The organism is Massilia violaceinigra, from assembly GCF_002752675.1.
GTDB lineage: Bacteria > Pseudomonadota > Gammaproteobacteria > Burkholderiales > Burkholderiaceae_D > Telluria_A > Telluria_A violaceinigra.
Window position 1 is genome coordinate 1596836 of the sequence record NZ_CP024608.1, and the last position, 23010, is coordinate 1619845.

General features: G+C 61.2%; 2 protein-coding genes. One reads left to right on the forward strand and one right to left on the reverse strand.

The genetic code is table 11. The annotated features are described in order from the left end of the window. Nucleotides 1-473 precede the first annotated feature (473 nt). The gene (locus CR152_RS07185; RefSeq protein WP_099874296.1) at nucleotides 474-21806 is read right to left on the reverse strand and encodes a DUF4214 domain-containing protein; all 21333 of its coding nucleotides are present in this window, start codon (nucleotides 21804-21806) and stop codon (nucleotides 474-476) included. Nucleotides 21807-22286: 480 nt separating this feature from the next. Between CR152_RS07185 and CR152_RS07190 the strand changes: the two genes are divergently transcribed. Further along, complete coding sequence (locus CR152_RS07190) at nucleotides 22287-23006, forward strand: flagellar hook-basal body protein (RefSeq protein ID WP_099874297.1); 720 nt, start codon at nucleotides 22287-22289, stop codon at nucleotides 23004-23006. Nucleotides 23007-23010 lie beyond the last annotated feature (4 nt).

The following is a 23010-nucleotide window of genomic DNA, read 5'->3' on the forward strand; positions in this document are numbered from 1 at the left end:
CGAGGAAAAATAACCGCCCGCTAAGGCAACAATGCCCGTGCACATCATCAGCAAGGGCACGTTTCCAGCAAAGGAGTGCAGCGGCGCCTATCCCATTTAGAAGCGCTATTTGCAGCGAATCAGCCCGGGCTAACGGCTTGGGCTGCTGAATGTGCACCATTGCAAGGCAGAGTTCGAATAGCCTCTACGCGATTTGCCCCGTTTTACCCGCGCTACTTATTCGGCATCGGTGAGGTGCATACCCGGCGCTAGCCCTATTGGACCATCCAGCCCAACCGCAATGCGCGAAGCTAAAGATGCTGAGGGATTGCTCGGAAGTACGGACGTTATTCGCCAGCGCCCGCGTAACTGTGGAGAGCACAGTGTGCCCCGCACAGAGTACACATCACCAGTAATGATCTCCAAAACGACAAGTACATCTTTCCGGCCGGGAACCAAAGCAACTTCAATGACTTCAAATGTATTCAACATAATTATTCGCCTTTTCGTAGTGCATCATCTAATAACGACTGCCAAGTCACCTCGGCACTTCGGAAGTGAGCAATTTCACTTGGTAACCAATTTTTCCTTTCAGCTAGTCTGGCAAGCCGTTGTTGTGCCTCAACCTCAAATTGCAGGCCTTGAATCTGCCCCTCATACGTGGAACTGGTTGGAAAGCCGGCCTTTTTATATTGACCAAGGTGCATCAGCTCTTCAATCACCTCACTCCTAGTGGGATTGCTCGAAAAAATTAGTGTTCCTGGCCCGCCCTCATCTGGAAAATATGAGGCCTTGGCTCCAAGAGTCTTCAAAAATCGCTCAGCATCAGGCCCCTGCTCGAAAGTAGCTCCCATTTTTTTAGCCGCGTTCAGAATTCGAGCAAGTTTCTCGGGATTAAAAAGTGGGCCACCTCCCTCACCCACGTTCATTAGTACTGAGCCTGGGACAAGAGGCTCACTAATTGCTGCGCTACTATTTGCCCCGAGCGGAACTCTAGCCAACTTATTCATGACGGTCGCCGCGCCGACCGCGCCACCTAGCATCGGTAGCCCGTTATCAACGAGTCCCGCTATACGATCCGATCCAGTTAAGGCTCTAACTCCATCATACGTTGCAGTGTTATGAGCTTCGCCATAGAAGACTCGTCGCATTCCTGTCCCAAAGGTATCGCCCGCATGGAATGCCAATGGAACACCTATAACGGCCCCTACTCCCGTACCGCTAATTCCGATAGCTCCGCCAAATTCTAAAATACCATTCGCAGCTTGAACTGCTCCTTGGGTTCGCTCTGAGCCTTGGTAGGCAAACTTTGTGTTGCCCCAGGCCGTGGATACAGCATCGCTTAAGCCCATCTGACCGCTATTGTAGGCGCCCGCAATATATCGATACGTGCTCCAAATGGACGGCTGCTCTTGAAGTCGGGGCAGTGGAAGAACTTGGGTGAATGTAACCCTCCTATCCAACCCAAAATCCGAGGCCAGTTTTTCATCGGGCGTCATCTTGCGACGATTGATTTCGACTTGTGGGAGTGCAGGTTCAAAATGCGGATTTGCCGCACGTCGCGCAGCAACGTCTTCATCCCAAGATCGGGCACCATCAATTTTCCCTTGGTAGGGCCCCATTAGCTTTTCCCAATCCTTGTCGCCGCCCAGAACTTCCTGTTTCGTCATGCCCATGTACTGCTGGCGTTCAGCATCTGACTTCGATAATCTTCTTGGCTTCGTTTCGCTAGCAGCATTCGCAGGCTTTGCCAATTCATCCGCGATGTCTTGCCCCAGCGCATTGCCGAACGCATCAGCAGCTATTTTCGACATGCTGATATGCCCACCACGCATCGCTGCCATTGTCACGCCAGAAGCAAGATTGCCCACGCCATTCGTGGCGAATTTTCCGAATTCGGTGTTAGCATTGTCGCCAAGTAGGCTTTTCATGCCGCTTCCCGCAAGCGATTGAGCCGCAGCGCCAGCGCCCGCAATCGCGACGTTTTTCCACTGGAAGCTATCCTGCTGACGGGTCACAACACCCAAGCCCTGCGTCACAGCGTTAGAAATCATTGCCCGGCCCGCGACGTCATACCACGCGTTCGAGCCCAAGAATTGCGCACCTTTAAAGACTTGGCCAACACCGGCGGAAACGGCGCCACCGATCGCGGACATGGCCACGCCTTTCCAATTAATCGAATCTTGCATCCCCATTGCCATGCCAGCAGCTTGGCTTGCTATTGAGCCGACAGCACCGCCAATAGCACCGCCAATCATCAAAGCAGCGCCGTTTGCAACCGCGGCAACAGCTATCGAACCCGCAGCAGCCGTCGCACCCGCAGCAGCCGTCGCACCCGCAGCGGCAGCACCCGCAGCAGCAGCACCCGCAGCGCCTCCAGCCGCGAAAAGCGTGGGGGCGGCGGTTGCGAGCCAAGCCGCAGCAGCCCCCGCAGTATAGATCGTCACTACGATCGCGATAACGACCATGATGATCGTCCCGACCGTCCCGCATCCCTCCTTCACCGCTGGCGTTGGCAAGGTCGGCATCGTGCTGCCGATGGCATCGCTTGCATTGTATGGCTTGAACGTGTTGTAGTCGCTGTGCACGGTATTCACGCGCGAGGGCAGCTTGATCATGATGTCAGGCGTTACCTCATCCGTGCTCAAGCCATTGGCATCGGCGATCAGGTACCACAGCTTGCTATCGCCCCACACGGCTTTTGCGATGCTGCGCAGGGTATCGCCACTTTGGGTGTGATATACCGATGGCGCCGCACTGTTGGCGCTCGAGGTACCCGACTCGTAGGTGTCGGCAAATCCGACGGCGTTAGACTGGCTCGAATCTACTGAACCGAGCACTTCACCGTTAACGATCAACGTGCGCGTCGACACGCCGCTTTGCCTCTTCAGCAACACGCGGCCGGCCGCGTCGTTGAAGTACATTCGATCCTTCGTCAGAGCGCCGTTGTCCGAAACCTTATATATATAGCCGTTGCCGTCGAAATAGCTGGTCGTCGTTCGTGCAACTTCCTTCTTTGTCGCCGTCGAGGTGATTTCCTTGACACTGTCGAAGTAGACCGAGGCACTGTCCATATAGGTCTTGTCGCCATTCTCGGCCGGCACGATCATATAACCTTGCAGGTTACCGGTCTTGTCATATCCTCCGTTCGGCTTTTCCGGCACCAGCGACATGTAATACAGATCGTCGAGCTCTTTTTCCTGCAAATTACGCAGCTTCAAACGCGTCATCTCGCCTGCAGCGTTGTACGCATAGGTACGCGTCTCGGCAGCAATTGCCATTCCTTCATACGGGTTCTGCTTACCATAGCTCTGCGGTCCGCTATTGACCACGCGGCTTGCAGCGTCATAGAAGCGCCGCTCGACCGAGGCGTCCGGCTGCTCAATCCCCAAAATCAAATAGTCGAACATCGATGGGATCTGTTGCGTGACATGATCAAGGCGGCCGGCAGCGTCGTACCAGAAATTCTCCTTGGTGGGGATCAGTTCCTTGGTTTTTGAATCGATATATTTGTACGAATCCGTGCGGCGCTTCCCGCTCGGCATATAGGTGATGGTATGCGAATCGTCATCTTCCACCACCGCTTCACCCTTCACCGTGCCGTTGGAAATGGTCACCCGGTTCATCGCGTCGAACGCATTGTAGGCGTGGGTGACGCGGGGAGCGCTATCGGTGTCACCGGTGTATTGCGTCACTACGCGCGTGCGGTTGCCGTTGAAGTCATAGCTGAACTCCACGTTGAATCTGCCATCGACCACTTGTTGCAGACGCCCCACGTTATCGTAGAGTATGTGATTGTCTTGGACCACAATCTGCGCGCCTGACTCCGGGACTGTCCCGACGGTTCGTTCCAGCACACGATTGCCAGCCAAATCGTAGGCGTAGCTCGTGGTGGAGGTGGTCTGTTGGTCGCCGCGCGTGCCGGTGTCGACGATGGACGTCAGTTGCCCGTTGACGTAGGTGTATTTCAAGTTCTGTTTGACGTCGTAATCCACTCCATGTCCAACCAGCTTGTGTACCCCGGACTTCTGCGTGTCCAACTGGTTCAACCAGTTATACGTATAGTCGATGCCCGTTCCGCTCAAATCTTGGTGCCAAATAACCTTACCGAAACTGTCGACATTCCATTTCATGGAACGCCCTTCCGCGTCGATGAACTCGGTTTTGTGATGGAAGGCATCGAACTTCGTGGTCGTGACGTTGCCAAGGCCATTGACGAGCTTGACCAGATTGCCGTCAAAATCGTAACCCATCTGCGTTTTTTCAAGATTGCCGTTGACGCTCAGCACGCGCCGGCCCAACTCGTCGTAAGCGAACGTCTCCTTCAGCGCGTGTTTCTCCCCGCCGGTTGTGACCTTTACGGCTTTCATGTCGCCGCGCGTATCGTCGGTTGTATACACCTCCACTTCCGCAGTGGTAGTCGAGGTCAGATGGCCAAGTTGGTCGTAGCCGTACGTCGTGCGTTTACCGTCCGCGTCCTGCAGTACGGTGCGTTCGCCAAACACGTTGTAGGTGTTGTGCACCACGCCGCCGTCGGCATGCAGTTCACCGACCAGTTGGCCGCCTGCGTTAAATTGGCTGCGGTTGATATTACCTTTGGCGTCGATGCTGGCCACATTGCGGCCCAGCTTGTCGAAGTAGAAGGTCTGTCTCGGGCGAGGGAAATTATCGGTGTACGAGTCGCGTACCGTTGGCGTCTCCACGCTGATCATCTGATTGCTGGCGTTGTACGCGTAATTCGTTACCAGCCTCTTATCGCGTGCATCAGTCACCGACAGCACATTGCCCCAACGGTCGTTGGTCTGCACGATTTCCGGCGCCACGCGCTTGGCCGCCTCTGTCTTGCTGACCAGCCCGCCGGGCAGCATCGATCCGGCGGCGATTCCATTCGTAATCGGCATGCTGGCAAGCGCCTTCGCCACGCTCGCCACTTTGGCGGCACGCTCGGCGATGAGGGTCCATCCATCCGTAACTTCGAGCCCTTCCTTGGCCATCCGTTCCAGGGAAGTGTTGACCTTGTTCTGGAACAAATGCTGCGAGGTCAACCCATACGCCGATGGGCCAGCATAGAACGGCAAGCTGCTGATCATCTCGATCGCGGTCAGCGACTGCGATCCGGTCTTGATGAGGCGATCGGTGTAGTAAGCCAGCCCGTCGGCGGCTGGTGCGCGTCCGAACGCCCTCTGGAAGAATGCGTTGACGAAATCGGCCGGGGCCATGGCAGGCGTGAAACTGCTGCGCGCCTCGGGCGTCTCCAGCAGATTTTGCGCAACCTTGTCCAGGGCCGCTTCCAGCAGCGTCGGATCGGCCGGCAGATCGGCCATTTGCATGAAGAAATCGTCGGCGCTCGGCACGCGGCCGAGCAACGCAACGTACAGCTCGGCCAGACGCTGCGCATTGACCGAGAACTTGGTGTTGGCCGCGGCGGCAATGCCTTGCTCGTTGAATTTGGCCGCTTCCTTGCGCGCGGCAGCGACCGCCTGGATGATCGCGTCGGCGGCGGTGCTTGCCGCATTCTGCGGCTGCACAGCGGTGTTCGCTTCCGCCTTCAGCTTGTCCAGGGCGTTGCGCAGATTGACGCTAAATTGCAGTTGCGCCTGGGCCAGTTCGACAGTGGTGCCGGAGCGCTGGCTCAAGCTGTCGATGATGGCTGCCGCCGTCATCACCCGGCCATCGCTGGCAAACATCGCTGTCCATTGGCCCAGCGTTCGGGTGTCGGGACCGCTGCCTTGCAGCGCGGTGTAGATTTTGTTGACGAAGTCGGTCGCGCTCATGCCGGCAGGGAAGCGCGCCAGGGTTTCGGGAGCGGTGAACATGCCCGCCACAAATTCCGTCAGCGGTTCTCCGCCCTTCATTCCGGCGACAGCGCTGTTATAGCCTTTCAATTCAGGTGCACGGCCCAGCAGCGCCATGTAGGCTTTGGTGACATCGGTACGGATCTTCAGATCGGTGCCGGCCGCCGCGGCGGACTGCGCCGCCGCCAGCACGCCGGCAGCCGCGATCTTCAGTGAGATGGCCCCGGTGGCCAAACCGTCGGCCACCGCCTTGGCGGCAGTCACGGTCGCCAGGCTTTGCGGCGCCGTTTTGACCGCCAGATCCGCTAACTGCGCCATTTTTTCCGAAACGGCGCGGTATTTGTTGGCGGCAAGCGCTTTGCCCAAGATCAGTTCATCGATGGCGATCTGGCTATCGATGATTTCCCTGGCTGCGCTAGCGGCGGTCTCGACGTCCTTCCTCGCCTTGTCGGCCGCCAGCGATGCTTTTTCGGTGGCAAACGCTGCTTCGGCGGCGGCGCCTGCCGCGACCACTGCGGCGTTGGCGGCGATCAACGCGTCGGCATCGGCCTTGCTGGCATCGTCGCGCTGGATCTTGGTGATGGCGCTTGCATGGGCGGTAGCTGCCGCCTTGGTGGCGATGTCCGCCAACGTGGCCGCCGTTTGCGCGGCGATCGATGCCTTGGCCGTCTCGCTTGCCGCGGTCACGGTGTGGATGGCGGCCGTAAACGCCTCGGCGGTGGCCTGGGCGGCGATTTCGGTCGCTGCCTGGATAGTGGTCGCGGCCGTGATCAGTGCGCCCGATATGGCCAGGTTTGCCATGTCCACGGCAGCGTTGGCCGTCGCCTGGGCATTCCTGAGCGATACCAGGTTCAGGTTGAGTTGAGCCAGGTCGCGCGCCGCCGCGTTAGCCGGGATAGCGGCTTGGGCTGCGGCAATCGCATCGTTGGCCGCTTTCAGGGCCAGTTCGGCTGCCTGCGCCACCTTCTTGGCGGCAATGAAGGCGTTGACGAACGGGATTTGCTTTTCCTTGGCTGCGGCGGCGAGCACGCGCAAGCCGGCGGCGCTGTTATCCAGATTGGCGAGCTTGAGCGCTGCAACGCTGTCTGCGTTGAGCGCCTTGGCCGCTGTCAGCCTGTCTGCCGCAGCCTTGACGACGGCCTCGAGCCTTTTCTTCTCGTTGCTGGCAGTGAGGGTTTGAGTCGTATAGTAATCGACCTTGCCGACGGCGGTAGCCAACGTGGTCCTGGCGGCATTGTAGGGCGTCAGCGCGTCCTGGATCGCGGTGTTCGCCGTGGTCATGGCGCCGTCGATACGGCTCTTCAGATAGTCATACGACTGTTGCTGGAGCGCGGTGCTGCCGCGAACCAGGTTGTCTCTGATGATGTCCCATACCGCCATGCCGCGCGTATAACCAGCCGTGGCGAATTTGCCGGTGTAGTAATTGATTCCGTCAGCCTCGGCCGGACGGCCAAGCGCCCGCAGGAAGATGGCCTTCACAAAGTCGATATTGTTTGCGGGGAAATTCTGGGCGCCCGCTTCCGGGCTTGCCAGGATACCGTTGGCATACGTCGCCATGCCCGCGTCGGTGCCCGTTTGCAGCGCGCCATCGGCGATCACGGCCAGTTCCGGCGCGCGTCCCAGTAAGGTGATGTACAGCGCGGCGACGCGGCGGCGTTGCTCGTCGGGCGTATTCGCAGCCCGCTGTGCCAGTTCGCCAGCCGGGCGCAACGGCGCCAGGTTGCTCTCCGCCGTGGTCTTTTGCCCCTTCCAGAAATCGAGGGCGGCTTGCATCTCGCCCAGCGTCTTGTCCGCGGGGCCCAGCGCGGTGTTGGCGTTGCCCAGGGCGGTGTCGCTGGCGCTGCGGTCTGCATCAACGGCAGTGGCAGCCGCTTGCATGGTCTGCGCCACGCGGCCTTCGAACAGGGCGCGCGAATTGGCGCCGAACAGGTCCACGCCTTCATAGCCGGCCAGGGATTCGAGTATCTTGACCAGCGACAGTCCCTTGGAACCGCCCGTCGCGGTGATCTCGGCTGCCCAGAAGCTCAATCCCTCCGGCAGCGGCGCTCTGCCGTGCACGTTGGCGTACACGGTCTTGACGAAATCTTCCGGCGACAGACTGGCCGGATAGCGCAAAGCCGGCTCCGTATCGCGCAGCATCTGATTGGCCACGTAGGCAAACCGTTCAAGCTCATCTTTGCCGGGTGCCTGCGCAAACGAGTTGAGCCAGAACGTGAAACCGGTCAGTGCCGGGGCGTGCGGCACCAGTGCCACCCACAGGCGCGCAAGCGAGAGCTGGCGTGCCGCGAGCACGCTGGTCGTGCCCGCCGCGGTGGCGGCAGTCGCGCTGGCCGCTTTGGCGGCGCTTTCGGCATCGTTGTAAGCGATCGTGGCAGTGTCGGAGGCGCTCGTTGCCTTCTTCAACTCTTCATCGGCCAGCGCTTTCGCGGTTATGGCCTTGGCGGCAGCGATCTTCGCGCTCTCCACCCCCGCAGGGCCGGCCGCGATGACCTCGTCGATCACTGCGGCCAGTTTGCTGCCGATGCGCAGTTGCGAGGATACCCCGCCCGGATCGGTGCCTTCGTATTTCACGGCAGCATCGAGCATCTGGACGGCCACTTCGCCTGCGGTTTGCGTGCCCCAGGTGTCCGACCAGAAACGCAGGCCGCTATCGAGCGGCATGCGACCCATTGCCACTTCGAAGAACCTGATCACGAAACCGTCATGTGTCAGGCTGGCGTCGAATTTTGCACGGCCTTCGGGCGTGTCGAGCATCGCTTGCGCGATCTGGCCCAGGCTGGCGCTTGCGTTGGCCAGCTTCGTGACGGCCGCGGTCAGTTCCTCGTTGCTCGGCGCGCGATCCAGCAGCGCCGCATACAGTTGCATGACCTGCAAGCGATTCTGGGCCGATGGCGCGCGCGCCAGGATCTCGGTGCGCGCCAGCTCGGCGGCCTTGACGGCACTCTCGGCTCTCGCCTGGGCTTCGCCCGCCAACTGTTTGAGATTTGCCAGATTGGTCGATGCGGCGACGGCGTCGAGCTTCGCCTGTTTTACCGCCTCGCCCGCCTTCCTGTTAACGGAGTCCGCCTCTGTGGCAAGCACACCTGTTGCGGTCTTGATATCCTGGTCGAGGCGTTGCTGCGCGGCGAGCGCCAGGGCGTCGGTGCCCTTGTAGTTGATGACGTCGGCGACAATATCTTTGAGGATATCCTGGCGCGTGCGCGGTTTTTCCGTGCTGCTCAGTGCATCGCTCCAGAAACGCAATCCAGCCGTCAGTGGCGTGCGTCCCAGTACATTCTGAAATACCGCCGTGATGAACGCATCGTTCGACGAAGCGGCAGGGTAGCGGCTGGTCCACTCCGCGTGTTCAGTCAGGAAGGTGTGCATCGACTCCATGGTCTCGCCACTATTGCGGTATGCGCTCCAGAAATTGAACTCGGCCACGGTCGGCGCGCGGCCCAGCATCGACACGAACGCGCGCGTCACTTCCAGTACCCGGGCCGCCGCGACGGTGTTGCTTGCGGTCAGTTGGTCGGTGGCGTTTTTGGCCAGGTCGGCGGCGACGCCCGCCGCGTCACTCGCCTTTTTCGCGGCTCCCGTCGCATCCAGGGCTCCCTGGGCGGCCAAGGTCGCGGCAGTGGCGGCGTCCTTGGCGGCCGCCACGGCGTCCCCGGATACCTTTTCGCTGGCGGCGGCCACGCGCTGGTCGAACAGCTTTTGCGAGCCGAGGGCGCCGGTGTCGGTGCCCTTGTAGCTCAGAACCGCGTCGATGATGCTCATGGCCACGCCGGCGCGATTGGTCGGCCTGGCATCGGCGTCCGCGCCCCAGAATGCCAATCCTTCCGGATAGGGGGTACGCCCCAGGACCAGGCCATAGAATTTGGTAACGAAATCCTTGCCGCTCAGCGTGGCCGGATAGGTGGACAGCCACGTTCCCGATCCCGACATTGCCAACACCAGCTCGGCCACGGTCGCCTCGTTGTTCTTGACCTTGGCTGCCCACGATTCCAGCTCGCTCAGGGTCGGCGCACGCTGCAGCACCGTGACCGACATGCGGATCAGCTGCAGGTGCAGGGCCGCCGATGCCGTCAGGGCGTTGGCCAACGCCAGGTCGGCCAGCTTGGCCCGGTCTTGGGCGGCGATTTCTTCCTGCTTGGCGGCGTTGAGTGCCGTCTGATTCGGCACGGCGGCTGCTTCCGCCGCGCTTTTCGCCTTGACCGCGGCAGTGATGGCGTCCAGATTGGTTTGCTGAATGACCGTGACCGCAGCCGAGACGGCGGCATCGAATTCGCGTTGCGATTTGAGCGCCAGCGGGTTGTCGGAACTGTTCTCGACAACCGATTTGACGATATTGGCCAGCACGTCGCCCCTGGTTGCAAGCAGCGTACCCGGACTGGCGTGATCGAGCGGATTGCTCCAGAAAGCAAGGCCGTCCGGCTGAGGCAGGCGGTTCAGCACTTGTTGAAAGGCTTGCGTCACGAAGGCGGCATTGTCGAGCGAGGCAGGGAAGCGGGCCAGGCCTTCGGGGGTCGCCAGCAGCCTGGCGGCCAATTGACTCGGGGTGGTTGATGCACCCAGCAACGCCGTACCGTCGTTCAGTTCGCGCGGGGTGGGCGCACGCCTGAAGGCGGCCACGTACAGCTCGATCACCGTCAGGCGGTTCTGGGTGCGGCTCTGGTTCACGCCTGTCAGCGCTGCCGCACGTATATTGGCGTTTTCGGCGTCGAGCTTGGCGTAGGCAAATTCCTTGTTGGCCTCTTCCAGTTCGGTGGCGGCATTGGTAGCCGCCAAGGTCGCACGCGCCAACAGGTCGCCGATGGCAGTGGCGACGCGCTTGGCCAGTTCGGTCTTCGAGTCGATCACCTTGCCGTTGCCGCCACCATCGGTGAGGATGTCGAGAATGATCGAGAACGCGGCTTTGTGGCGGCCCTCGGTCGCAGCGACATTGGCCCAGTAGGTCAGGCCGGCCTCCAAGGGTGCGCGGCCCAGCACATTGACGAAGATGCGGGTGATGAATTCCTGCGCCGACAGATTGTCTGGGTAAATTTTGCGCAATTCCGGCGTTTGCAGCATCGTTTCGACGATGTTCTCGAAAGACGAACCCTTCGCCAATGCGGCGCGGGCGCTGTCCAGGGTAAACATGTCCGGAGCGCGGTTGAACAAGGCAACGTAGAGTTGCAGGTAACGCATCGTCATCGCCATTTCGGGCGTGGCGGCTGCGGCTTCGGCGAGGGCGGCATCTTTCGCCGCTTTCAGCAGTGCATCGTTGGCGCTGACGTACTTGGCTGCTTCGGCCGCGGCCAGGGAGGTGTCGCGCAACGTGCCTTGCGCGGCTTTGTTAGCGGCCGCCACCATGGCGGCATCGGCGGCCATATTGGCCACCGACGTATCGGTGGCGGTCACCTTGCCGATGATGTCCTTGGCCGCGGTAATATCGTTGCCGCCCAGGTCGACCGCGTAGGTCAGCGCGACGGCGACCTTGTTGTTGAACAGGTTTTGCGAGGTGAGTTCGACCGCGCCCGGGTTCTGGGCCCGGACCAGTGCATCGATCATGCCGAAACCGGCGCCGCCGCGTCCGTACTTGAGGATTGCGCCGCTCCAGAAGGCCAGGCCTTCGGCGGCAGGCACGCGGTCGAGCGCATGCTTGAAGACATTGGTGACGAACTGTTCGTTGGTGCCCGCTGGATAGAGCAGCTTGCCTTCCGCGCTGTCGATCAGGTATTGCACGAACGTTGCTTCGTTCATGTTGCCGTCCAGCCTCCCCAGCCACTGGTTCATTTCGTCGCGCGTCGGAGCGCGGTTCAGGAAGGCGACGTGCAGTTCCGCGACCAGGGTGCGTTTCTTTTCCAGCGGCATCGCACCCACGGCGGCAGCGGCGGCTTTGGCGTACAGGGTCGCCATCTTGGCCGCTTCGGCGCGTGCGACCAGGACTTCCGCGTTCTTGTCGGCGGCCAGGGTCGCACTGGCGGCGGCCGTGACGTTGGCCAGGATGGCGGCGGCAACCGCTACCTCGTTGCCATTCATGTCGACCGCGTAACTGAGGCCGATGGCGATTTTGTTGCTCAACAAATTCTGGGCATCGAGGGCTTTCTGATCGTTGCCCTTGTATTCGGCGATGCTGCTCACGATGGCCAGCAGCGATGCTTCGCGGCTGGTGAAGTCCTTCAATGCCGCCGTCAGCTCGGCCGCATCCGGTTGGCGGCGCAGCAGGTTGAGGTACACCTGTTTGACGAAACCGGCGTTGTCGGTGGCTTTGGCGAACAGCTTGGTCGCTTCGTCATTGCTCATGAAGTCGCGCACGACCGCGTTCACGTTCGCGTCCTTCGCCGCCAGCTTGCCGACCCAGAAGGCCAGGCCGGTGGCGTCGGGCGCGCGGTTATACAGTCCGATGTAGAGCGAGGCGACACGCGCGCGGTGGGCTTCGACCATGACCGCAGCATTGGCGGCGGCAATTGCGACGGCCGTATCGGTGGCGCTGATTTTCGACATCACGTCGACCGCCGTGGAATAGCTGGCGCCGCGCAAGGTGATGGCATAGTGCAGGGCCACCGTGATGCGGTTGTTGAGTAATTGCTTGTCGGTATTGGTCTCGGCGATTTTCCCGGCGAAATTGCTGACGTATGCGATGCGGTCGAGCGCGAATTCGGCGCGCGCCAGGGAGCGTGCCTCGCTATCGCCCATGCCTTCCGCCTTGTGCTTGGCGAAGCCGGCGGCGATGGCGGTGCTGCCCTCGGTGCGTGCGGCCTCGGATGGTGCGTGCTTGAAAGCGATCTGGTAGAACTTGTCGATGAACTGGGCATCGGTATCGCTTGGCGGGAAAATGACGCTGCCTTCCTCGCCACCCATGATCTGCTGGGCCACGCTCGCAAGGCTGACCTTGTTCTGCAGCGCATTGACCCAGAACTGCAAGCCCGATGCGGCTGGCAAGCGGTTGAGCAAGGAGACGAACAAGCCTGCCACCTGATGGCGCAGCGCCGACGACGATATCCCGAAGGTGCCGGTTTCGGTGTCGATCGTGCTGCCGTCGCGGGCAATGTGACTTACTTTGTAGTCGTAGTTGCCTTCGATGAGTTTGGCGGTATTGAACATCAGCGCGTCGCCGAAGTTCGGCATCGCCGTGACGTCGGTCCAGACGCTGGTGCCGGCGGCGCGGTAGCTCAATGTCACCCTGGTTGAGAGGTCGGCGGGTGCGGCAATGCGCATGACGGCGTTAACCGGAGCACTGAAGTTGTCGCGGTCCATCATCACGACCCATTGGCCGTAGATGTCTTTTTTCGATACCTTGATGCTGACGATGCGGTCAAGCGGCGTCTTTGGGTCGTTCCAGCTCATATCGACGCCGCTTGCGGCCTCGAGCGAACCGAAGATCTTGGTTGCCGTTTGCTTGGTCTCACCCGTGCTTTTGTCGGTGTCGAATTCGGCGTCGTGCGCATCCGACACGTATAGAACTTCCACCTTCACATCGCCGCTGCCGAACTTGCTCATGTCCATCCACGACAACTTGAGATCGTTCTTGCCGCTCAGTACCGAGGTGTAGGAAGTGGTGGTCCCAATTGTCCTGGATTTTATAGCGTAGGTCATGCTCTTCATCGAGCTTATCGACAGCGATGCGTCGACAAGCGCGCTTGGCGTGCCCGAGGTCACGGTTTGCATCGGCATGACGCGCAGGGTGACATGGCCCAGCAAATCGTAGCGGGTTTCTGTGCGCAACAGGTCGGCAACTTTGTTTGCCTCCTCTGCGGAAGTGACCTCGCTCAGGTTCTTGGTTGCGCTACGCAGCACGGCCGTGACGTTGCCCGCAACGTCGTACAGCGACACCTTGTGGACGCCGTCGCCGGCGTTGGTGCGCCAGGCGCGCCCGGCATTGTCGTAGCTCGTGTACTCGTAGACGCCGCCGTTCAGGCTCTTCCCGGTCAGTTCGCCATACGCGTTGTAGTTATTGCCGCGGCGCACAGCCACGCCATCGTTCCCGCTTTCGCGCGTCTCGACGACCTGGCCGTTGCCGTCATACACGGTGACCAGGTAGGCGGTTTTCTTGTTGCCGAGATAATCGGTGACCGTGCGCCAGTGCTTGGCAACCCGGCCCGCAGCGTCGTACGAGGTGTAGGACATGTGCTGCTCGGCGTCAACGTTGACCGTTGCGTGGCCGTGCGAATCGTAGAAGGTCTTGGAAATACGGTTCTTGCCCGGATCGAGGTTGAGCGCGGTGTAGCCCGAGGTGCTGGCCATCAGCGCGCCGCCGGCGTGCTCGGTGCGTTGAACCGTATTGCCGTGCACGTCGAGCTTGAGCTCAGTCAAGGTGCCCAGACCGGACAGGCTGGCACTGGCTTCCGAAGTGACGATACCCTTCAGCGCGCTCGCGACTTTGCTGTTGAATGTGGCGCGTCCTGTCGTGCCCAACGGGTTGGAGCCGGCATAATTGACCAGCCCCTCGACGATATCGGCCGCCGTGGCTGCGCGTGTCGACTTGGCCAGCACGCCCTGCCAGTAAGCCAGTCCTTCCGGTTCGGGTTGGCGGCTCTGCGTCGCCTGGAACAGCGCTTTGATGAAGTCGGCGTCCCCCATTGTTGATGGATAGCCCGCTTTCCCTTCCGCCATGTCCAGCAACCCGGCAGCGACGTCCCGGGAAGTTTTACCGATTTTCAAGGCATCGACCCAGCTGTTCATCTCGTTCAATGTTGGAGCGCGATTGGTCAGCGCCAGGAACAGTTGGGTTACCTGCGTGCGCATCTCGGAGCCTGGGCCGGCTACTGCCGTGATCTGGCCAAGGACGTTGTAGTAGGTGAAGCGGGTCTGGCCCAGCGCATCGGTGGTGCTGACGAGGTTGCCCACCGCGTCGTAGCGATACGACGTTGTGGCATGGCCTTCCTCGTGCAGTGATTTGGTCGCACCGGTGTGCAGGATATGCAGCTTGGTTTCCGACACTTTGCGCTTGAGCTTGTCGTAGACGATCACCGTTTCGCGGTTATCGTTATCAAAGGCCGGAGTTTTGGTCCAGTCGCTGATCGCCTTCTTGTATTCGATCTGCCGTGTCAGATTGCCGGCGTAGTCGTACTCCATGGTGGTCAGATAGCCTTCGGTACCCTCGAGCAGGGACCACTGGGCCATCAGTTTGCCGCGCAGGTCGTATTTCAGATCGCTCCGCGCGCTCTGGACGGTGCGAAGCTTGGCGGCATCCTCGCCGTACATCGTCTGCTGGTCAACCTCGCCGAAGGCGTTGTAATGGGTTGCATTCACCTTGGCCCATTCGCCCAGCGCCTCCTTGGCGTCGTAGGAATAGGCTAGCGGCTGCAGTACGCGCACGGCGCGGTTCAGGACGTCGTATTCGGTGCGGATGACTCGACCACCCGGGTTGCTCGCCAGCGCGTCGGAAACCCGCTTTGAGGCCGTGTCGAGCGTGATGCCGTTGAGCGCTTCGCTGTAGCGCGTCAGCGCCACGACGTTGCCGAAGGTGTCGCGCGCGTAGCTTGTCACGTAACCGTTGGCGTCGATCTCGGAACGGACTCGTCCCATGACGTCATACAGCTTGAAGCTGCGATAGCCGGAGACGTCCTTGTTGGCGACGGCATTGCCGAAGGCGTCGTAAGTCACCTCGGAGACGGGCACAGCCGTCACGTCGGCGCGCACGGCGTTGCCGGCCGGGCCGTTCAGCTGTGCGTTTTCGGTGGCATTGTAGATGGCTACCTGCGGGAAGATGGTCGCGATCTGGCGGCCCACGGCATCGTACTGGTAACTCGTGACGCGCTGGTTGGGCTGGCCTGCCGCCTCGGTGCGGCTGGTAAGGTTGCCGAGCGCATCGTAGGCCAGCACGGTCTGCGGTTGCAGCCTGATCGAATCGATCGCGTAGCCGTCCGCCGAGACTGTCAGTTCCGGTGCCAGTTCCTTGACCATGCGGCCGGCGGCGTCGTAACTGTAAGTCCAGGTCGCGCCGGCTTTGTTGGTGAACGACAGCTTGCGGCCGAGTCCGTCGAATGCGTACGATTCGGTCGCGCCCAGCGCATCGGTGCTGCGCACGAGGTTGCCCTGTGCGTCATAGGCAAAGCGGCTGACGCGGGCGTCGGCCTGGTTGGCGACGGCGGCCTTGGCAAGGTCGCCCGCCAGGGTGGCATCCGAGAAGACGGCGGGAACGGTGAATTCCGAGGTGGACGTGACACGGCCCAGGGCGTCGTAGATGCTCTGTGTGAAGTAACCGCCCGCGTCGACGGTAAATACCGGACGTCCCTCGGTATCGAAGACGCTGCGTTCGGTACGGTCCTGGCCGCTGGTCGCGGGCCGCACAGCCGCGTCGTCCGGCGTGGTCGCGATCGACAAGCTGGCGCGCGCCGACTCAGTGAGCAAGGTTTCGTAACGGGTGGTCTTGATGGCGTTGCCCAGCGCATCGTATTTGCGTTCGGTGACAGCGCCCAGTGCATCGATGGCAAGCACCGCGCGGTGATCGCGGTCGTAAATGGTGCGCGTGACGCGGTCGTTGGCCGGATCGGACTGCGGCGGCGTGGCCGCCGACGGCAGGCCGGCACCGGTCCAAAGGGTGGCGAACTGGGTGACCTGGGCGACATTGCCCTTGGCGTCGTAGACGCGCTGGGTCACGCTCTTCGATGGATCGATCGAGTACACGAGGCGGTTGGCGTTGTCGTACACCAGGCGCGAAACGCGGTCGGCATCCGACGTGGCCGTGCCCATGATCCAGTTATCGATGCCGGTCTGGTCGGCATTGGCCGCCAGTTTGTCGGCGCCCAGCAGGGTCGCATGTTCGATACGCGACACCACATTGCCGGCCTTGTCGAGCACCTGCCGGGTGACGGCGTACTGCACCACGCCGGCTGCGTTCGGACCCTGCGCAACGGCGCTGGCCACCAGGCGGTTGGCGGAATCGTAGACGAAGCGCGTGTGCGCATCGTTGAGGTTATTGAAGGCGCCGTTGACCACGTTCATGATCAGTTCGGGCGAGGCTTCCGCCACGCTGGCCGTCTGCACGCTGGCGGTGCGGCGCACCACGTTGCCGTTCTTGTCGAACTGCTGGGCTACAAAAGACCAGTCGCGCTGGGCTGCGCCGTTGGCGCCGCGCATCACCGTCGCGCTGCCGACCATGCGGTTGGCGGCGTCGTAGACCATGCGCACATCGCTGTCGCTCGCGCTGATGTTGTTGACGTCGGCAACCCATGCCGCGATCTCGGCGGCGCCCGGGTCCATCGATACCAGCTGCTTGCTGAAGCTGGTGCGGGCGATCACATTATTGTTGCTGTCGTACTTCTGGCTGCGCACGGTCCACAGGTTGGCGCTGGCGCCACCGGTCAGGGTGGCGCTCAGGCGGCCGCGCTTGTCGTACACCATGCGCTCGCGCAGGTCGACGGCCGGGTTGTCGAGACCGGCGGCAAGGATGGCTGCCTTCAGGCTGTCCGGCGTGACGCCGGCGCCCAGCGCGGCGGTCAGCGCCGTGGCGTAGGTGCGCCGTTCGGTGACCCGGCCTTCGCTGTCGAACTTGAGGTTGACGATCACGGTGCCGGATGGATCGACGCTGCCGAATACGCGCCCATCCTTGTCGTAGACGGTGACGGTGACGGCGTCGCGGGCTGCGTCGACGGTCAGGCTGTCCTTGATTTGCAGGGCGGTAAAGATGGTCGACGGCGCTGCGGACGCCGCCAGTTTGCTCGGGTTGGCGTAGTGCGTTACCTTGACCAGGCGCTGGTTCTTGTCGTACTCGTAGCGGGTGACCGCGCCTTCGGCGCTCATTTCGTATTCGAGCTGGTTGGCGCTGTTGTAGACGTAGCGCACGGCCGCGTTGCTGTTGGTGCCGCTCACGCGCAGGATGACATTGCGCCCGCTGTTGTCGTAGCGCTGCAGCACTTTCTGGTTGGCGCCGGTCGGATCGGCGGTGCTGGTCTGGTCGAAATCGGTGGTGCCGTAGGTAAAGTCGGTGACGCGTCCGGACGGATCGGTCACTTTCAGGCGGTTGCCACGGCTGTCGTAGGTGTACAAGGTGGTCAGGCGCTGGCCGGCCGTGTCGACGATGACGGAGGCGACCTGGCCGGTCTTGTCGTAGGTCGTCTGCGTCACGATCCCGCGCGCATCGGTCATGGTGGCCACGCGGCCCATGGCGTCGTAGGTGAACGAGCTGGCGAGGTTCAGGCCGGTCTTGTCGAGCGTTTTGGTCAGGACGCGGTTAGCGGCGTCGTAAGTGAACGTGGTGATCTTGCCGTTGGCATCGGTGGTGCTGGCCAGCAGGCCGGCGCGGTCATAGTCCTTCTTGAGCTCGACGCCGAGCGAATCGCTTTGCCTGGTCAGGGCGCCGTTCTTGTCGTACTCGAAGGTGGTGCTGTTACCCTGGCTGTCGCTGAGCGAGACGGTCTGGCCGAAACGGTTCTTGACGGTCGTGTGGCTGACACCTTCGGCCGTCGTCATCGTCATCGAGCGCAGCTTGGTGTCGTACTTGTAGGTGGTTACGCCGGTACCGATCGCATCGGTCTGGGTCATGACGCGGTTGAAGGCATCGTAGGTGATGCGGCTTGGCGAGTCGATGCCGTTGTTGCGGGTCGAAACGACGCGGCCGGCGCGGTCGTAGGCGGTGGTGCTGCCGGTGCCGTTGGCCTCAAGCAGCACGGTCGGGCGGCCGAAGGCATCGTACTCGGTCGCGCTGGCGATCGCGGTTTTGCCAAACGGAAGCGTCTTGGTCAGGTTGCCGCGGTTGTCATACTCGTAGGTCGCCGCCGTGACGTCGCCGCCAGAGAGGTCCTGGAAGGTGCGCCGCTTGACGTTGCCGAACACATCATATTCAAGGCGCGTGGTGTAGCCGCCGCGCAGCGGGTCGGTGCTTGCGCCCCTGGTGCCGTCGAATCGGGAGATGAGCCGTCCCAGGGTGTCGTAGGTGAAGGTCTGGATGCGGTCGTAGCCTTGCCCATTGACCAGCGGTGCCAGCAGGTTGGTCAGCTCGGACGTGACCGCGCCGCCGCTCAAGATGGACAACTGGGCGGTGGCGATGCGGGTGGCGTACTCGGTGATGGTTTGCACTTCGCCGAAGGTGTTGTAGACCTGTTCCTTGACTTCCCCGAGGGCGTTGATGGTATGGGTGATGCGGCCTTTGGCGTCGTAATAGAACAGCGTGCGCTGGCCGAGCTGGTCGGTCGTGCTGCTGCGCCGGCCCATCACATCGTAGGTGTGGCGCACGCCATGCGCGGTCCACAGCGCTTCGGCGCTGGCGCCGGGAGCGAGCGCCGCCACCAGTTTCGCGCCTTCGGCGCTCAATTCGGCGACGACCTGGCCCAGGTCGTTGTAGCGGATGCGGCTGTCGCGTTGGTCTTCGCTGCCCAGGTCGCGCTGGACCAGGGTCAGGCGGCCGCGTTCATCGTAGACGTACTTGGTGACCGTGCCATCCGGTGCGGTCTCGGTCAGCAGGGCGTTGCGTTGGGTGTAGGTGTAAATGGTGATCTGGTCGTCGGCACTGACGGATTTACCCACGGAAGCGAGATCGAGGCCTGTCGGATTGGTGACGGCGGTGGCGTAGCGTTTGCGGCTGATGACATTGCCGGCCCGGTCGTAGGCAAGTTCTGTCAGGTAGTTTTCGCCGTCGATGGTACCGACCAGTTGGTTCTTGCTGTCGTACAGCTTGCGCTGGTGGATATCCTTGAGCGCGACGGGGACCGGACGCAGGGCGTCCAGGGTGCCGGCGGCGCGCAGGGCAGGGGTGGTGACGGTGGCGTAGCCGACCGTGTCGACCAACTGGCCGCCGGCGTTGTAGATGTTCTCGGTCAGGTAGCCGTCGGCGTCCAGCGTCGCGACCAGCTTGCTGTCCTTGTCGTAGAACATGCGGGTGCTATGGTCCAGCGGCGAGGCCACCGCGACGATGTCGATCTGCTGCGCGTACGATGCACCGAGCTTCGGCAAGATGCCCGGGGTGGCGCGCACGATCACCTGCACCAGGCGCGAGGCGCCATCGTAGATATAGCTGGTGATCTTGCCGCTGTCGTCCATCGTGGCCGACAGGCGGCCCGCGCTGTCATAGTTGTTGACCGTAGCCCGATCGTCGGCCTTGCCCAGGGCAGTGCCGTTGCGCAGCAAGGCGATGTCTGTGCCGCCCGCCACCGTGTAGCGATTGACGCGAACAATCTGGTCTTTAGTATTGTAAAGATTCTCGGTGACCGCCCCGGTCTCGTCGACCTCCAGCGTCTTGCGGCCAGCATCGTCGTAATACCACATATGCTGCTTATTGTTCGAATCGAGGGTCCTGATCAGGTTACCGTTCTTATCGTAGTAATAACTGGTTAAGGTCGTTCCTCCACTATGGGTGACGCTGGCGCTGGAAACCCGGCCGGCCGTGTCGTACGTCTTGGTCGTCGTGAGCGATCCGACAGCGCCTGTGCTCACTTCCTGGCTCGGCTTGCTCACGGCGTCGGTCCATGTCGTCGTCGTCGCGTAGCTGCCGGCATCGGTGCTGGTGATCAGGCGGCCCAGGCCGTCGTAGACGTAGGACGTCACGTGCTGCTCGCCGTCGATGGTCTTGCGCAGATTGCCAGCGTGATCGTAGACGTAGGTCGTCACCGAGCTGCCGGCCGCGAGGCCGTTGCCGGCCGCATCGACTGCCGAGAAAGTCGTTTCGGTGGACAGCAGGCCGCGGCCGTCATAGGCGTAATCGATGCGCGTGGTTTTGCTGCGGTCGGTGCTACTGCGGGCGACCCAATCGGCTACCGCGCTTTCGGTCGGTGCAGCGGTTTCGCCGAGCGGGGCGACGTCGTAGAAGGTGCCGTTGTAACGGATGGTGCTGGAGCGCAGACCCTGCGTGTTGTAGCGGTACTCGGTGACGCGGCCTTGCGCTGTGATCTCGAAGCGCAGGCGGTGCAGGCTGTCGTATGCCATGCGCGTGGTGAGCGGAACGCTGGCCTGTGCGGTGCCCTCGCCGTCCGGATCGGCCACCAGGAAGTGCGTCTCCGTCAGCATCTTGTTGCCGAGCAGCTCAAAGGTGCGCTTGATGGTGAGCCCGGCGCTGTCTCGCTCCAGGGTACGGTTGCCATTGGCATCGTAACCGTAGAAAGTTTCGACGCCGTTCGTCTCTTTCATGCTGGCGACGTTACCGTTCGCGTCATAGGCAAACTTCTTCGCGATGCTCACGCCATTTACTGGCGCGGCCGCTGCCGAAGTGAGGCGACCCAAGCTGTCGTAGGTGTACACCGCTACCTTGCCGAGCGCATCAGTTACGCTGGTGGTGCCGACAACGGAATAGTCGAACGTTGTCTTATTGCCGATTGCATCGGTGATGGAGGCGACTCTTGTAGCCCCTCGCACCGAGACATAGCTGAACGTCAGGCGCGTACCATCGTCCTGCGTGACCGACGACACGCCGGAGATGCCATAGGTGTAGGTTGTCCTGTATGTCGCCGCATCGGCCACATTGTCGGGCGTCAGGTCAGTGGTTACTGTGGTCAGTTGCTGCTGGTCGTTATAGCCGTAACTAACGCGCGTATGCGGCGTGGCGCGGCCGGCCAGCGCTAAGCTGTATCCCGTCAACATGTTCGACGCGTTGTAGATGAAGGTCGTCGTTTCCTTGCTGGCGTCGACAATCTGGTGGATCAATTTCGCGGCATTGTAACTGTAGCTCAGTCGGATGCCGTTCTCGTCGTTCACCGACATGATGCGGCCACCGTTCGCGGCATCGTAGACTTCGTGCACGCCTGCGCTATCGAGGCCCCCGTCGCGCCACACCCAGTTCCCATTCGTATCCATGACAATGGTCTGGTAGGCGCCGCCGCCCTCGGTCGAGACGTACATATTGCGCGCGACGTCGAACGCGAACATGGAGTTGCTTCCATCGCCATTGATACGGTACACGGTGCTGCCCGCAGTGTTGCGGGTGCCGCCTGATATCAGGTAAGCTTTCTTGGCCATTCCCAGCTTCCAGCCTATGCCGGCGCCATCGTGGAAGCCGGCACTGTAGGTGCGGGTTAGCGCGACGTCGGCGCCATTCGAAGCAAGGTAATCGTCCCGCGACTGCAGCAACAAATTGCCGGTGGAGACGTTGACGTATGCGCCTTCCTTGGTCTTGCCATTCGCGGCATTGCCGAACACACCTTGTTGTCCAAGTACACCAGCCGAGCTGTTGAGTAGACCAGCATTACTACCGCTTACAATCGCAACCATGTCATTCCTAAGTGATCGGGCACATTGGTGCCCCAAAATTTGTCTAGCTAGTAAATATTGATATTTCTATAATTCAATATTCGCTTCTTCAAGTAATGTATCCACACATTTCAGGAATTGTTTAGCGATTTAGCGTAAATATTCTTTTGTGCCGCGTGTTATTGCTTAATTAACAATAATTCATGGAGTTCCCCGTACCACGAGGAAGGGTGGAAAACGTTGTTTTTTAATAATGAATTGCGCCCATTTTGTTTAGATTTAAACAAAAAACCCACTCTTTTTGTTGCTGCCAATCTACTTTCAGTAAATATACCTGTTACCTAAGGACATTTTGAGTTTCCTTAATGTTATGATTGGTCCTGCTCGTAAATATTTGCGCGCAGCCAATAATTAACACCAGGTAACTCGATGGACTTGATCACAATCGCCAGTGTTGGCATGCAAAGCGACCAGGCGCGGATGGATGGCATCAGCCACAACATCGCCAACGTCCTGACCCCGGGTTATAAGCGCCAGGTTTCCGTGACGCCAACTTTCCAGGCGCAGATGCTGGGCGCGCAAAGCGAGCGCGCGGCGCAGTCGGCCCCGCTTCCGCGCGTGTCGATCGACCCAACTGCCGGCCCGATGCGCCACACGGGCAACACGCAGGACGTGGCGATCGAAGGCGACAGCTTCTTTGAAGTCAATACCGCCGACGGTCCGGCCTTTACCCGTCAGGGCAGCCTGCGGGTCGATGTCCAGGGCCGCCTGGTTGGCCCCCATGGCTTTCCCGTGATGGGCAGCGGCGGCGAGATCGTGCTGGCCAATACGCCCTTCACCATCGCCCCGAATGGCGACGTGCGCCAGGATGGCCGCGTGGTGGGCCAGCTCAAGCGCGTGCGTTTCGAGTCGGCCTCTGCGCTCACTCCGCTTGGCAACAGCCTGTATCAGCAGGGCGGGGCGCGCGTGGCCGACGCCATGAACAAGGATCCCTTGCGCATCGGTTTCCAGGAAGGCTCGAACGTCAGTTCGCCCCAGGAAATGGTGCGGATGACGGAAACGGTGCGCCATTTCGAGGCGCTGTCCAAAATTGTCCAGGGCTATGACGAGTCCCTGGAAAAAACCATCCGCAAGCTCGGGGATTTCTGACAGT